The organism is Microbacterium sp. KRD172 (genome assembly GCF_017168295.1).
Classification (GTDB): domain Bacteria; phylum Actinomycetota; class Actinomycetes; order Actinomycetales; family Microbacteriaceae; genus Microbacterium; species Microbacterium profundi.
The window spans coordinates 1,728,948-1,743,249 of sequence record NZ_JABFAS010000002.1 but is presented as its reverse complement, the minus strand read 5'-3'; the positions used below and the strand labels follow the sequence as shown (position 1 = coordinate 1,743,249).

The following is a 14,302-nucleotide window of genomic DNA, read 5'->3' as shown; positions in this document are numbered from 1 at the left end:
TTCCGGCGCGTCACTTCTGCGTCACCTGCGCGGATGGGCTCCGTGAGGGGCGTGTCATGTCGTCGTAACACGCGCTGCGCCGGCACCCGCACGCAGCCCTCAGCTCTCGAACAGTCCCCTGATGTCGTCGGCGGTGAGCGACTGGGCGAACATCTCCTCGTCGTCCATGACCGCCGTGAACAGGCGCGCCTTGCGCTCCTGGAGGGCGAGGACCTTCTCCTCGATCGTTCCGGAGGAGATCATCCGGTACACCATGACCGGGTTCTGCTGACCGATGCGATGCGTACGGTCCACCGCCTGCGCTTCGGCGGCCGGGTTCCACCATGGATCCAGCAGGAACACGTAATCGGCTTCGGTGAGGGTGAGGCCGAATCCGCCCGCCTTCAGGCTGATGAGGAACACGGGCTGCTCGCCTGCGCGGAAGGCGTCGATGACCTGGGGCCGCCTGGTCGTCGATCCGTCCAGGTACGCATACGCGATGCCTGCGTGATCGAGCCGCGCTGCCGCCTCCTTGAGGAACGAGGTGAACTGGCTGAACACGAGTGCGCGGTGGCCTTCTGCCTGCAGCTCCTGTACATGCTCGAGAAGTGCATCCAGCTTACGGGAGCCGATCTTCGCGTCCGCGGGGTCGACGAGTCCGGGTGACAGGCTCAGCAGACGGAGCATCGTGAGCGAGCGGAACACGATGAAGCGATTGCGGTCGAGATCCTCCAGCAGACCCAGCACCTTCTGCCGCTCGCGCTGCAGCACCACGTCGTACAGGGCCCTGTGCGACGGGCTGAGCTCGACGTGCAGCTGCTGCTCCTGCTTCTCTGGAAGGTCTGCGGCCACCAGCTGCTTGGTCCGGCGCAGCATGAGCGGACGGATGCGGCGGCGGAGCCGTTCCAGGCGCCGCTGCCGGTACTCGCCGCCCTCCTCGTTCTCCGGAACCTTGCCCTTCTCGATGGGCTGCACGTAGTCCTCGCCGAACTTCCTGGCCGACGCGAACAGGCCGGGAGCCGCGAGCTTCAACAGCGCCCAGAGATCGGTGAGGCTGTTCTCCATCGGGGTGCCGCTCACGGCGTACACGACATCGGCCTTCAGCGCGGCGACGGCGCGGTGCTGCTTCGTCTTGGGGTTCTTCACGAACTGCGCCTCGTCGAGGATGAGGCCGGCCCATCGGGTCTCAGCGAATTCCTTCTCGTCAAGACGCACCAGGGTGTACGAGGTGATGACGAGGTCGGCGCCGTGGGCAGCATCCGTCATCACTTCACGTTTGACGCTGCTGCTGTCGATCACGCGCACGCGCAGGCCGGGAGCGAATCGCGCGGCTTCGCTCTGCCAGGAGCCGAGCACGGACGTGGGGGCGACGACGAGGAACGGCCGCTTCTCCCCCGCCTCCTTCGCGTGCAGCACGAGCGAGAGCAGCTGGATGGTCTTGCCGAGTCCCATGTCGTCGGCGAGGATGCCGCCGAGGCGATGCGTCCACAGGAATGCGAGCCAATCGAATCCGGTCCTCTGGTACGGCCGCAGCTCGGACCCGAGCCCCGCGGGCACGGGTGTCGACGGCACCTCGGTCGCCTGACGCAGTCCCTCGGCTGTGGCACGCCAGTTCACAGCGGGGAGCGCTTCGTCCGCGAGGTCTTCGAACTCCTCCCACAGATCGGTCTGGTAGCGGCTGATGCGCGGGCCGGTCTCCCATTCCTGCAGCTCTGAGGCCTCGTCGATCAGCTCACGGAGCCGGTCGAGCGCGGGGTGATTGAGAGACAGATAACTGCCGTCGACGAGCAGCAGCTTGCGCCTGCCCTTCGCCATCGCCGTGAACAACGGAGTGAACGGGATGGTGCGCCCGTCGATCTTCACGAGCACCCCGAGATCGAACCAGTCGGCGTCGACGGTCTCCACGGTCGAGACGGTGATCTCCGGGATGCCGGTGATCTCCTGGTAGTCCTTGCGCGTGCCGTTCTCGACGATGCTGACGCCCTGAGCCTGGAAGGCGGGAACGACGTGCGCGACGAACTCGGCGGCGTCGATGTCGTGCAGCGTCGCGGATGCCGTGAACACGGAGTCGGAGAGCCTCTGCCAGATCTGCTCGATCTCGCTCTGACGCTCCCGTTCGGCGGGCGCGTCGCGCACGGCATCCGCTGTCGGCGAGAGCGGGAATCTTCTGTGGCCCTTGTAGGTCCATTCGAATGCGTAGTCGATCGTGTCGCCGCTGCGGAACGTCACGACCAGAGTCGGCTGCGGCAACGGCACAGCGGGCAGCTTCACCGCGCCGACGGTACGGATCGGCGCGCGTCTCGCCAGCGCAGGGTACGCCTCACGCAGGAACGCCGCCTCGTCGGCCTTGGTGACGGTGATCGCGCCCTGCGCCTTCAGGAGCGTGTGGACGGGGTCGCTGAGCTCGACCTCGGCCAGCGTGAGGGCGATGCGGCTGCCGATCGACTCGGCCGTGTAGATCCCCGAGTGTCCGATGGCCCGCACGGACGCAGTCGGAACCAACCGCTCGTCGAGGATGACCTCCGCGCCGATGCTGAGCGCGCCGTCGTCGTTCCGCGTGAACTCCGCCGCGACGGACGCCGCCTCCCCGAGCGCCACGGTCGTGCTCTTCCGTGTCGACACCAGAGGGATGCCGAGTCCGGGTGCCTGGCGAAGATGGCCCCACAGCAGCGAGGATTCGATCAGATCCATCGAGAGCCAGTCCCCCGCGGTGCCCGACAGCAGGGAGTCGCGTGAGAGGCTCAGCAGGTCGGCGAACCAGCGCACGCGCTCGCGACCGAACTGAGCAGCCGAGCGGCGCACCGAGTCCCATGACACATCGCCCTGGATCCAGGAGCCGGTCGCCGCGCTGCGCATGAGCGGACGGATGCCGAGCAGCAGTTCGCCTGTTCCCTTGGCGAGGTCGCGCGGGGTGGCGGGGCGCACCGGTCGCGGCGACCAGTGGTGCGCTCCACCGGCCGCCCGCTGGCGCAGTTCCACTCCGAGCGCGATGTCCGTCGAGCCGTCGGCAGAGGCGGAGGGAACGAGGGCACGCCAGGCGGCGGGTCTCGGCTGGTCACGGGTGACCGCCGGTGACAGCACGGCGTCGTCATTGTTCACGAGCAGCGTCGCGACGACGTGCTTGCAGCCTTGCGCCACCGGACAGGAGCAGAACGCCGACGCCACAGAAGCGGTCACCCCGCTTGCGGAGAAGCGGATCGAGCAGCGGTACGAGTGGCCGGCCGATCCCGCCACGACCGAGGTGAGTACTCGCTCGGCATCGTCCCACGCGGTGCGTGTCACCATGCCCGAACGCTGATACGACAGACCGCGGCGGTACCCGCCGTCGTCCGTCAGAGCACGGATGACAGCGGGATCGACGTACGGCGCTGGCATACCGGCATCCTCTCGTCGAGCATCGACGCTGCACTCCCAGGATGCGCGTGCGCGCATCCATCGGGTCAGCCGGCTCGGGCCACCCTCGCGAGTACGCCGTGCACGAATGCGCCGGATTCGTCGGTCGAGAACTCCTTGGCGAGCTCAACCGCCTCATCGATCGCGACCGCGGTCGGCACCTGGTCGTTGTGCAGGATCTCCCACACGCCGATGCGCAGCAGGGCGCGGTCGACGGCGGGCATCCGCTCGATCTTCCAGTCACGGCTGTGCGTCACGATGTGCTCGTCGATCTCGTCGCGGTGATCGACGATGCCGTCGACGATCTCGCGCGCGTACAGCCAGGAGGCCTCGCGAGCGGGTTCGCCGGCGGCGCGCCTGGCTTCTGCGGCGAGAGCGACAGCGAGGTCGTCTCCACGGACGTCCGAGGAGAAGAGGATGTCGAGTGCGCGCTTGCGCGCCTTCGTCCGAGCGCCCACGCCTTACTTCTCGCGACCGAGGTACTCACCCGTGCGGGTGTCGACCTTGATCTTCGTTCCGGTCTCGATGAACAGCGGCACCTGCATCTCGTACCCGGTCTCCACCGTCGCAGGCTTCGTGCCTGCCGAGGAACGGTCGCCCTGCAGGCCGGGCTCGGAGTACGTCACCTCGAGCGTGACAGATGCGGGGAGGTCGATGTAGAGCGGATTGCCGTTGTTCAGGGCGATCGTGACCTGCTGGTTCTCCAGCAGGAAGTTCTTCGCGTCGCCGACCGTGGCCGCACCGACGGTGATCTGGTCGTAGTCGGTCGTGTCCATGAACACGAAGCCGTCGCCGTCCGCGTAGAGGTACGTGAAGTCACGGCGATCGACGTTCTCGATCTCGATCTTCGCGCCGGCGTTGTACGTGCGGTCCACGGTCTTTCCCGAGACGACGTTCTTCAGCTTGGTGCGCACGAACGCGCCGCCCTTGCCGGGCTTGACGTGCTGGAACTCGATGACGTTCCAGAGCTGTCCGTCGATGCTGAGGACGACGCCGTTCTTGATGTCTGCGGTGGATGCCATGCGCTGAGAGTTCCGTTTCCGTTGATGAGGGGCCGGTCTTCACCGTTTCGGGTTTCACCCTGTCCGGGTTCGATGAGTGCGGCCGACAGTCGATTCTACGGGATGAGCGCCGTGAGCTGACGTACAGCGTTCGCGTAGCCGTCCACGCCCTCCCCGATCACGCGGACTGCTGCGACATCCTCGAGGTAGGAGAAGTGCCGGAACTCCTCACGCGCGTGCACGTCTGAGACGTGCACCTCGGCGAACGGCAGGAACACGCCGGTGAGCGCGTCGCGCAGCGCGACGGAGGTGTGCGTGAGCCCGCCAGGATTGATCACGATCGCGGCGCAATCCTCACGGGCCGCGTGGATCGCGTCGATCAGCACGCCCTCATGGTTGCTCTGGATGCTGCGCACCTCGAACCCCGCCTCTGCCGCGGCATCGCGCGTGATCCGCTCGACGTCCGCGAGGGTTGCGGAACCGTACACCTCCGGTTCGCGGGTGCCCAGCAGATTGAGGTTCGGTCCGTTGACGAGCAGGATGCGGCGGCTCACGCTCCCACCTCCTGGTAGGCGGCGAAGAGCAACGATTCGTCCGGCGCCTGCAGCACTGTGGGCTTGGCGATGTCGTCGAGAACGATGAAGCGCAGCATCCCGCCTCTGCTCTTCTTGTCGCGCTGCATGGTCGCCAGCAACGTTTTCCAAGCACCGGCGCGGTAGGTCGTCGGCAGGCCGAGGGACTCCAGCACGGTGCGATGGCGGTCGGCGACGTCATCGGAGAGCCGGCCGGCGAGCCGGGAGATCTCGGCGGCGAACAGCATCCCGACCGAGATCGCCGCGCCGTGGCGCCAGCGGTACCGCTCGGCGTGCTCGATCGCGTGGCCGAGGGTGTGGCCGTAGTTGAGGATCTCGCGCTGACCGGCCTCGCGGAAGTCATCAGACACGACCTGCGCCTTCATGTCGATCGCGAGTTCGATCGTACGACGGAACTCTTCGGTCGTCGTGTCGACGGCACGGGAGGGGTCGGCCTCGATGATGTCGAGGATCTCCGGCGACCAGATGAAGCCGGCTTTGACCACTTCGGCGAACCCTGCCGTGGCCTCGTGGGTGCTGAGGCTGCTCAACTCGTCGAGGTCGCCGATGACGGCGCGCGGTGCCCAGAAGGCGCCGACGAGGTTCTTGCCCTCTGCGGTGTTGACGCCGGTCTTGCCGCCGACTGAGGCGTCGACGAGGCCGAGCACAGTGGTCGGCACTTGCACGATCTGCACTCCGCGCAGCCACGTGGCCGCGACGAAGCCGGCGAGGTCGGTCACGGACCCACCGCCGTATCCGACGACGGCATCGGTGCGCGTGAAGTCGGACTGGCCCATGATCTGCCAGCAAAACGCGGCGACCTCGATGCGCTTGCCCTGCTCGGCATCAGGCACCTCGGCCAGCAGCACCTCACGGGGCCCGTCGGCGGTGTCGGCGAGCAGACGGTCGCGCAGTTCCGCGGCGCGCTCTGCGAGCGTGGGCGGATGCACCACGAGGATCTTCCGCACCGTTGGATCGAGGGCCGCGGACACCCTGTCGAGGATGCCGCGTCCGACCGTGATGTCGTAGGATGCCTGTCCGCTCACGCTGATCGTGGTCGTGCTCATGCCTGTTCTCTCCTCCATGCCGCGATCTCTTCGGCGATGCGCTGCATCGGCCGATGAGAGGTGTCGAAGGTCACATCGGCGACCTCCTCATACCAGCCGCGGCGCTGCTCGTAGATCTGATTCCAACGCTCAAGGGGGTCGTCGTCGCCCGCGAGGAGCGGCCGTCCGCCGGTGCGGATGCGATCTACCACGGCCTCCGGCGACACCGCCAGGAAGACGACCGGATGCCGATGCAGGAGCTCGCGCGTCGCCGATGAGCTGACCGCACCACCGCCGACGGAGATCACTCCCCCGTCTCGGAGCGCCGTGGCGACGGCCAGCTGCTCTAGTTCGCGGAAGTGGGATTCGCCCCGTGACTCGAAGAGTTCCGGGATCGGGCCGTGCTCGGCGGCGATCCGCTTGTCGGTGTCGATGAATCTCACGCCGAGGCGCTTGGCCACCTGCCGTCCGACGCTGGTCTTGCCGGCGCCCATCGGACCGACGAGCACGACGATCAGCCGCTCAGACGTGATCATCGTATGCGATCAGGGCCGCCTCCGAGGCGGGCGCGGTGCGCAACTCTGCCGGGATCGCGTCGAGGTAGCTCTGCAGGTTGCGGGCCGTCTCGCGGACACTGTCTCCACCGAACTTCTCCAGTACGGCGTTCGCGAGCTCGACGGCGACCATCGCCTCGGCGACGACACCCGCCGCGGGCACTGCGCACACGTCGGAGCGCTGGTGATGGGCTGTCGCGGTCTCGCCGGTGGCGACGTCGATCGTGCGCAGCGAGTGCGGCACCGTCGCGATCGGCTTCATCCCCGCTCGCACGCGCAGGACGGTGCCAGTGGACATGCCGCCTTCAGTGCCGCCTGCGCGGTCGGATCCTCGGGTGATGCCCGCATCGGCGGAGAAGAGCTCATCGTGGGCGGCGGAGCCGCGCCGACGCGTGGTCTCGAAACCGTCGCCGACTTCTACGCCCTTGATGGCCTGAATGCTCATGAGAGCCTGGGCGAGACGTGCGTCGAGACGGCGATCCCAGTGAACGTGCGAGCCGAGTCCAGGCGGTAGGCCGTAGGCGAGCACCTCGACGATGCCACCCAGCGTGTCGCCGTCCTTACGGGCGTCATCGACTTCCGCGACCATGGCGGCCGAGGTGTCGGCGTCGAAGCATCGCAGCGGATCGGCATCGAGCGCGTCGACGTCATCGGGTGTCGGAAGTGCAGCGCCGTCCGGTACCCGCACCGGGCCGATGGACAGCGTGTGGCTGACGAGACGGATGCCGAGCGCACCGAGGAACGACCTGGCCACGGCGCCGAGGGCGACACGTGCCGCGGTCTCGCGTGCGCTCGCGCGCTCGAGGATCGGGCGTGCTTCATCGAAGTCGTACTTCTGCATGCCGACGAGGTCGGCGTGTCCAGGGCGGGGCCGAGTGAGCGGCGCTGAACGGCCGCGCGACTTGTCGGTGATCTCGATGGGCTCGGGGTTCATGACCTCGATCCACTTCGGCCACTCGGTGTTGCCGATGCGCAGGGCGATCGGGCTGCCGAGAGACCTGCCGTGCCGAACACCACCCGAGATGGTGAGCTCGTCCTGCTCGAACTTCATGCGTGATCCGCGCCCATAGCCGAGTTTACGGCGGGCGAGATCCTGCTGGATCGCCTCGGATGAGACCGGGACGCCGGACGGCAGCCCTTCCATGACGGCAATGAGTTCGGGGCCGTGCGATTCGCCGGCCGTGAGCACGCGGAGCATTGCTCCAGTCTCCCATGAGCGGGGACCCTGTTCTTCCCGCATGTCGCGGAGATCCGGTCAGGACGGTGCCGGTTCCCTCAGCGCAGTGCGCATGGCGGCCAGCACGGTTGCTTCATCGTCGAGCTCGTCGACCGGATCGCCGTGTACGAAGACGCGCACCTGCCGCACGGCCTGGTGCAGCAGCATGCCCACCCCGGAGATGACGTGCTCAGTGGCCCAGGCCTCGGCCAGAGCGGACGGCCACGGCGCGTAGGCGACGTCGAGCAGTATGCCTCCGTGCTCGGCGAAAGCTGCCGTACGCTCGAGCACGGCCCCGCCGGGAAGCGTGGCGACCGTGACGTCCACGGGACCGATCTGATCGGCGAAGCCGCTCACCGTCACCTCGACACCGAGCCGCTCGCCCAGAGCACGAAGTGTCTGGGTACGTTCCGGACGTCGCGCGCGGACGTCGATGCGGTGTGCCCCCATCTCCGCCACCGCGACCAGCGCCGAAGCCGCCGTCGCACCAGCGCCGAGGATGCGCGCACGCGCGGCGCCGGTGACCTCGTTCTCGGCGAACGCGTCGATGATGCCGCCGACATCCGTGTTGAAGCCCGAAGGCGCTGCGTTGAGAAGCAGAGTGTTCACCGCGCCGGTGAGTTCGGCGTGACGGTCGTGCGTCTGCGCCGCGCGAAACGCCTGTTCCTTGAGCGGCATGGTGAGGGAGAGCCCTCGCCAGGAATCGTCCAATCCGCGCAGCGCGGCGGAGAAGCCGTCGGCGTCGACCTCCCGGCGACCGTACTCCCAATCCAGACCGAGCACTCGGATCGCCGCACCGTGCAGAGTCGGCGACTTGCTGTGAGCGATCGGATCGCCCCACACCGCCAGGAGACGGGTGGTCATCGTTTCAGCATCCCTGGTCGGGATTCGCACGACACCATGCCTGCCACGTCTCGATGGCGGCCTGATGCTCTTCGTACGTGCTCGTGAACACCGTCTCGCCGGTCTGGAGGTTGATCGTGACGAAGTAGAGCCACGGACCGTCGGCAGGATTCAACGCGGCTTTGATCGCAGCGTCGTTCGGATTCGCGATCGGACCGGCCGGCAGCCCTTCGTACACGTAGGTGTTCCAAGGGTTGTCGTTGTTCTGCGCCTCGGATGATGTGCTCACCACGCCCTCGTGGAGCTCTCCGTAGCCGTACTGCGCCGTCGAATCCATCTGCAGCTTCATCCCGTCATCCAGGCGGTTCTGGATGACGCGCGAGACCTTGGCGAAGTCGTCGGTACGGCCCTCGCGCTGGATGATGGATGCGATCGTCAGGACGCGCTGCTCGTCGCCGGCCGGCACGCCGGCCGCGGTGAGCGATTCACGTGTGCGATCGACCATGCGCTGGATCACCTGGGTGGCCGTGGCTTCGGGATCGAACGTGTACACGGCGGGGAACAACCAGCCTTCGAGGCTCTCGGACGCGACCCCGTAGGCGCCGGGATCGGCGACGGCCGCCTGCAGGTCTTCGAGAGGGATGCCGATGCTCTCGGTGATCACGGGGAGCGAAGACTCCAGAGTGCTGCCTTCAGCGATGCCGACGGAGTTCTCGAGCTTGTTCGCCTCGTCCTGGAGAGCGGTCAGCGCAGCCTCGGCGGTCATCTTCTGCTGCAGCTTGTACACACCGGGGTAGAACGTCACCGCGACGTTCTCCTTGACGAGATAGTCGTAGAAGACACTCTCCGTCTTGGTCACGCCCGCCTCGTACAAGGCGGTCGACACAGGAGAACCGGTATCGCCATCTTGGATGGTGACCAGTGCCTCGCCGGACGCGATGCCCGCTTCGTAGTCATCCGGCTCGCCCCAGCCCATGACCTCGCTGATCTTGTCGCCGTAGGTGTTCCAGGCCCATGCGCCACCGGCCACCGCACCGCCGATGAGGGCGAGCACGATGATGAGGGCGACGAGACAGCCGGTGCGCCGTTTCTTCCTGCGTGGTGCGCTGCCGTTGGAATCGTCGTGTTCGGCCGCGAAGAGATCGTCGAGGGATGCCGCCGCCGATGCGGTCACCGGACGCGTCGCCGGATCAGCGGCAGTGTCGAAAAGCGACTCGTTCTCGGCCGCATCATCCGCTGTCGAGGCCGCGGCCTCGTTCGGCTGAGCGACCTCGTGGTTCGTGGCTGCGGACCGGACCCGCTCGGACGGTGTCGTCTCGGACTGCGCGGCCTCGCGCAGCGCGCGGCGCGAGCCGGGTGCCGGTAGCGGCTGGTCGGCGGCGGGAACCTGGTGTCCCGGCGCGGGGAGCTTCGAGAACAGGTCGTCGGAAAGCGAGTTCGACCCGCGTTCGGGACTCTCGCGTTCGGGACTCTCGCGTTCGGGACTCTCGCGTTCGGGCATGCTCAAGTGGGCTCCTCGTCGGTTGGAACCACGGAACCGGCCGGGTTACCGGTGCTCTTCTCCGTGTCGATCGCGTGCTGCAGAAGCACCACTGCCGCGACCTGATCGACAATGCTACGAGAGTTTCGCTGAGTTCTGCCAGAAGAGCGCAGAGCGGCGTGCGCTGTGACCGTGCTGAGTCGCTCGTCCATCATGCGCACCGGCACCGCGGTGAGGCGCTGCAGAGCGGCCGCGAACTCACGTGCATCCGCAGTGGAAGGCGTGTCAGCACCCTGCATGTTCACCGGAAGACCGACGACGAACTCCAGCGGTTCGTACTCCGCGGCGATCTCGGCGATGCGGGCAAGGGACTGCTCCGATCGCTGCACGGTCTCCACCGGCACGGCGAGCATGCCGTCAGGGTCGCAGCGCGCCACGCCCACCCGCGCCTTGCCGACATCGATGCCGAGCCGCACTCCGCGGCGAAATCCGCTCACGCGCCGCGCAGCTCCTGCGTCACGGCGTCCAGCGCCGCGCCCAATGCCGTGGCATCCGTTCCGCCGCCCTGTGCGACATCATCGCGTCCGCCGCCGCCGCCCCCGAGCACACCGGCCGCGCGCTTCGCGAGCGCACCAGCCTTCGCGCCCGCCGCACGTGCGGAATCGTTGGTGGCGACCACGACGACCGGACGTCCGGCGGCGACGCCGCCGAGTGCCACGACCGCGGCATCCGAGCCGAGGCGCTCACGGACGCTGAGCGCCAGCGTGCGCACGTCGTCCGCCGATGCGACGTCGCCGAGCGACACCGCCGCGACGCGATATGCGCCGACGCGCTCCGCCGCCTCCGCGATCGCGGGCACCTGCCCCTCGCGCTGCTTCGCCTCGAACTGCGCGATCCGCTTCTCGGCCGTCTTCAGGTTCGCGGCGATCTCGGCGATCCGCTCCGGCAGCTGCTCGCGCGGCGTCTTGAGAGCGCTTGTGAGCTGCGACACGATCGCACGCTCTGCAGCGAGCTCGCGGAATGCGTCCTGACCGACCAATGCCTCGATACGTCGGTTGGAGGCGCCGACCGACGACTCGCCCACGACGCTGACAAGTCCGATCTCCGCGCTGGTGTTCACGTGGGTGCCCGCGCAGAGCTCCCGCGACCACGGGCCGCCGATGTCGACCATCCGCACGACGTCGCCGTACTTCTCGCCGAACAGCGCCATGGCGCCGGCTTCCTTCGCCTCATCGAGCGACACGATGCGCGTCGTCACCTCGAGGGCGTCCTGGACGGCGCGGTTGGTGATCTCCTCGATATCGGTGCGTGCGTCCACGGAGAGCGCCTGCGACCACGAGAAGTCGAAGCGCATGTAACCCGCGCGGTTGAGCGATCCGGCCTGGGTGGCGGTCGGACCGAGCGTGTCGCGCAGCGCGGCGTGCACGAGGTGCGTCGCCGAGTGCGCCTGACGGGCTGCTCGGCGGTTCGCCGCGTCCACGACGGTCGTCGCGCGATCATCGAGTGCGACGCTGCCGCTGACCACCTGCACGGTATGGCTGATGAGGCCGGCGACCGGCTTCTGCACGTCGAGCACGTCGAGCTCGAACCCGGCGCCGACGATCGTTCCCTTGTCGGCGACCTGACCGCCTGACTCGGCGTACAGCGTCGTCTCGGCGAGGATGATCTCGGCGACCTGGCCCTCGCCGGCGGATGCTACTGGTTGGCCGTCGACGAGGATGCCGAGCACGCGCGACTCGATGTCGAGATCGGTGTATCCGGCGAATCCGGTCTCGCCGAGGGCGCGGAAGTCGCGGTAGACCGAGACGTCGGCGAGCTGGCGCTTGCGGCTCTTCGCATCGGCCTTCGCACGTGTGCGCTGCTCCTGCATCAGCGTGTCGAAGGCCGTGCGATCGACGTTGAGGCCCGCCTCCTCTGCGATCTCGAGCGTGAGATCGATCGGGAAGCCGTAGGTGTCGTGCAGCAGGAAAGCCTCAGGCCCGGCAAGAGTCTGCTTGCCTGCCTTCTTGGTGTCGGCGAGTGCGAGGTCGAGGATCGTGGATCCCTGCGCGAGCGTGCGCAGGAACGTCTCCTCCTCGGCGACGGCCAGGCCGGAGAGCCTGGTCCAGTCGGTCTCGAGAACCGGGTATGCGGACTTCATCGCGTCTCGGGAGGTGGCGAACAGTTCGGGGAAGACAGGTGCGTCCACGTCGAGCAGCCGCATGGCGCGCACCGTGCGGCGCATGAGCCGGCGCAGCACGTAGCCACGGCCCTCGTTCGAGGGCTTCACGCCGTCGGAGAGCAGCATGAGCGACGATCGCACGTGATCCGCGATCACGCGGAAGCGGACGTCGTCCTCATGGACGGCCCCGTAGCGCTTGCCGGACAGCTCGACGGCGCGGTCGAGCACAGGACGGATCTGGTCCGTCTCGTACATGTTCGCCACGCCCTGCTTGAGCAAGGCGACACGCTCCAGGCCCATGCCCGTATCGATGTTCTTCTTCGGCAGCGGACCCGCGATGTCGAAGTCGACCTGGGAGCGCACGTCGCTGAGCAGCTCCTGCATGAAGACGAGATTCCACAGCTCCATGTATCGGTTGTCGTCCGCCGCCGGGCCGCCGTCGCGCCCGAACTCCGCGCCGCGATCGAAGAAGATCTCCGAGTCGGGGCCGCCGGGACCGGGCTGGCCGGTGTGCCAGTAGTTGTCGGCACGTCCGAGGCGCTGAATCCGCTCCTCCGGAAGCCCGATCACGCGCCGCCAGATGTCTGCGGCTTCGTCATCGGTCTCGTAGACGGTGACCCAGAAGTCCTTCTCCTGGAACCCCAGTCCGCCATCGGCCTCGCTCGTGGTCAGGAGCTCCCACGCGTACGTGATCGCTCCCTCCTTGAAGTAGTCGCCGAACGACCAGTTGCCGAGCATCTGGAAGAACGTGCCGTGACGCACCGTCTTGCCGACCTCTTCGATGTCGTTGGTACGAATGCACTTCTGCACATCGGCTGCACGCGAGTACGGCGCAGGCACGACTCCGGTCAGATACGGGATGAACGGCACCATGCCGGCGATCGTGAACATCACCGTCGGGTCGTCGCTCACGAGCGACGCAGAGGGCACGATCGTGTGCTCGTTCTTCTCGAAGTAGCTGAGATAGCGCTGCGCGATGTCCGCAGTTTTCATAGGGGTACGGCTGTCCTTCAGTGAGGAGGATGAGCATCGCGACGGCCGCGATGCACAATGCTGGGGATCAGTGCTCAGTGATCAGTGCTCGGAGGAGCGACGGGCTCGACCAGGCGAGCCTCCTGCGCTCGATAGGCGTCGCTGAGAACCGTCGTGAAGCCGTTGATCCTGGCGTCGACCTCGGCGAGGATGTCGTGACCGCGAGGATCCTTGTTCATGAAGTGGGCGGCGACGAATCCGCCGATCACACCGATCAGGAACCACAGGAACGTCTTCATGTCGTCTTCCTTGCCTTGGGCCGCGAGGCGCGGTGTCTCCATCGTATGCGGAAACGACAGAGGGCGTCGGGATGAATCCCGACGCCCTCTGCGGAAATGGTTCGCGTCTCAGCGAGCCGTATGACTCAGCGAGCCGCGTAGTACTCGACGACGAGCTGCACTTCACAGGTCACGGGGACCTCGGCGCGCTTCGGACGACGCAGCAGACGCGCGTGGAGCTTGTCGAGCTCGACCTCGAGGTAGCCGGGAACGGGGGGAAGCACCTCGGCGTGACCGCCGGCTGCTGCCACCTGGAAGGGCTCGGTGCCCTCGCTCTTGGCCTTGACGTGGATGAGCTGACCCGGCTTCACGCGGAACGACGGGCGGTCGACGAGCTGGCCGTCGACGAGGATGTGACGGTGCACGACGAGCTGGCGAGCCTGCGCGGTGGTGCGGGCGAAACCGGCACGCAGCACGAGCGCGTCGAGACGCATCTCGAGCAGCTCGACCAGGTTCTCACCGGTCAGGCCGTCGTGGCGGCGAGCCTCGTTGAACGTGTTGCGCATCTGCTTCTCGCGGATGCCGTACTGCTCGCGCAGACGCTGCTTCTCGCGCAGACGGACGGCGTAGTCGCTGTCGGTCTTGCGCTTGGTGCGGCCGTGCTCGCCCGGAGCGTAGGGACGCTTCTCGAGGTAGCGGGCGGCCTTCGGTGTGAGTGCCACGCCGAGGGCGCGGGACAGGCGGACCTTGCGGCGGTCCTGGGACTTCGTGACCACGAAGTTTTCCTTCCGATGACGTGGACGTGTC

The 14,302-nt window shown here is 67.4% G+C and carries 13 protein-coding genes; all 13 read right to left on the bottom strand.

The window, feature by feature from the left end; translation table 11 throughout:
* Positions 1–99: 99 nt before the first annotated feature.
* The 13 genes from J1M43_RS08785 to rpsD all read right to left on the bottom strand — a co-directional run bounded on the left by J1M43_RS08785 (position 100) and on the right by rpsD (position 14,271).
* Positions 100–3,354, bottom strand: coding sequence for a DEAD/DEAH box helicase (locus tag J1M43_RS08785; protein WP_206476489.1), 3,255 nt, complete (start codon positions 3,352–3,354; stop codon positions 100–102).
* Between the two features lie 65 nt (positions 3,355–3,419).
* The gene (gene nusB, locus J1M43_RS08780; RefSeq protein ID WP_206476488.1) at positions 3,420–3,830 is read right to left on the bottom strand and encodes a transcription antitermination factor NusB; all 411 of its coding nucleotides are present in this window, start codon (positions 3,828–3,830) and stop codon (positions 3,420–3,422) included.
* A gap of 3 nt (positions 3,831–3,833) precedes the next feature.
* Positions 3,834–4,394 (bottom strand): elongation factor P, encoded by a 561-nt coding sequence (gene efp / locus J1M43_RS08775; RefSeq protein ID WP_033107080.1) that lies wholly within the window; start codon positions 4,392–4,394, stop codon positions 3,834–3,836.
* A 95-nt stretch (positions 4,395–4,489) separates the two neighbouring features.
* The gene (aroQ, locus tag J1M43_RS08770; RefSeq protein WP_033107081.1) at positions 4,490–4,927 is read right to left on the bottom strand and encodes a type II 3-dehydroquinate dehydratase; all 438 of its coding nucleotides are present in this window, start codon (positions 4,925–4,927) and stop codon (positions 4,490–4,492) included.
* Entirely contained in the window at positions 4,924–6,012 is a 1,089-nt protein-coding gene (aroB, locus tag J1M43_RS08765; protein WP_033107082.1) for a 3-dehydroquinate synthase, read from the bottom strand. Before aroB ends, aroQ begins: the two co-directional genes overlap by 4 nt.
* Positions 6,009–6,527, bottom strand: coding sequence for a shikimate kinase (locus J1M43_RS08760; RefSeq protein ID WP_033107083.1), 519 nt, complete (start codon positions 6,525–6,527; stop codon positions 6,009–6,011). The genes aroB and J1M43_RS08760 overlap by 4 nt, the downstream gene beginning before the upstream one ends.
* Positions 6,514–7,743 carry a chorismate synthase gene (gene aroC, locus J1M43_RS08755; protein ID WP_206476487.1) on the bottom strand — a complete coding sequence of 410 codons (1,230 nt, stop codon included), beginning with the start codon at positions 7,741–7,743 and terminating at the stop codon, positions 6,514–6,516. Before aroC ends, J1M43_RS08760 begins: the two co-directional genes overlap by 14 nt.
* 57 nt (positions 7,744–7,800) lie before the next feature.
* Positions 7,801–8,625, bottom strand: a complete 825-nt coding sequence (locus J1M43_RS08750; protein WP_033107085.1) for a shikimate dehydrogenase — start codon at positions 8,623–8,625, stop codon at positions 7,801–7,803.
* Between the two features lie 4 nt (positions 8,626–8,629).
* Positions 8,630–10,105, bottom strand: a complete 1,476-nt coding sequence (gene mltG / locus J1M43_RS08745) for an endolytic transglycosylase MltG (protein WP_084595860.1) — start codon at positions 10,103–10,105, stop codon at positions 8,630–8,632.
* 2 nt (positions 10,106–10,107) lie between these two features.
* On the bottom strand, positions 10,108–10,581 hold the full coding sequence (ruvX, locus tag J1M43_RS08740; RefSeq protein WP_033107086.1) for a Holliday junction resolvase RuvX: 474 nt from the start codon (positions 10,579–10,581) through the stop codon (positions 10,108–10,110).
* On the bottom strand, positions 10,578–13,238 hold the full coding sequence (alaS, locus tag J1M43_RS08735) for an alanine--tRNA ligase (RefSeq protein ID WP_206476486.1): 2,661 nt from the start codon (positions 13,236–13,238) through the stop codon (positions 10,578–10,580). Before alaS ends, ruvX begins: the two co-directional genes overlap by 4 nt.
* A 74-nt stretch (positions 13,239–13,312) precedes the next feature.
* Positions 13,313–13,516 (bottom strand): hypothetical protein, encoded by a 204-nt coding sequence (locus J1M43_RS08730; RefSeq protein WP_033107088.1) that lies wholly within the window; start codon positions 13,514–13,516, stop codon positions 13,313–13,315.
* Positions 13,517–13,641: 125 nt separating this feature from the next.
* A complete protein-coding gene (gene rpsD, locus J1M43_RS08725; RefSeq protein ID WP_033107089.1) occupies positions 13,642–14,271 on the bottom strand; it encodes a 30S ribosomal protein S4 in 630 nt (209 codons plus the stop codon).
* Positions 14,272–14,302: the final 31 nt, after the last annotated feature.

Bases quoted from the DNA above. Each gene is read 5' to 3' on its own strand.
- J1M43_RS08785 (WP_206476489.1), bottom strand. From the start codon at position 3,354: ATGCCAGCGCCGTACGTCGATCCCGCTGTCATCCGTGCTCTGACGGAC.
- efp (WP_033107080.1), bottom strand. From the start codon at position 4,394: ATGGCATCCACCGCAGACATCAAGAACGGCGTCGTCCTCAGCATCGAC.
- aroB (WP_033107082.1), bottom strand. From the start codon at position 6,012: ATGAGCACGACCACGATCAGCGTGAGCGGACAGGCATCCTACGACATC.
- J1M43_RS08760 (WP_033107083.1), bottom strand. From the start codon at position 6,527: ATGATCACGTCTGAGCGGCTGATCGTCGTGCTCGTCGGTCCGATGGGC.
- aroC (WP_206476487.1), bottom strand. From the start codon at position 7,743: ATGCTCCGCGTGCTCACGGCCGGCGAATCGCACGGCCCCGAACTCATT.
- J1M43_RS08750 (WP_033107085.1), bottom strand. From the start codon at position 8,625: ATGACCACCCGTCTCCTGGCGGTGTGGGGCGATCCGATCGCTCACAGC.
- mltG (WP_084595860.1), bottom strand. From the start codon at position 10,105: ATGCCCGAACGCGAGAGTCCCGAACGCGAGAGTCCCGAACGCGAGAGT.
- alaS (WP_206476486.1), bottom strand. From the start codon at position 13,238: ATGAAAACTGCGGACATCGCGCAGCGCTATCTCAGCTACTTCGAGAAG.
- J1M43_RS08730 (WP_033107088.1), bottom strand. From the start codon at position 13,516: ATGAAGACGTTCCTGTGGTTCCTGATCGGTGTGATCGGCGGATTCGTC.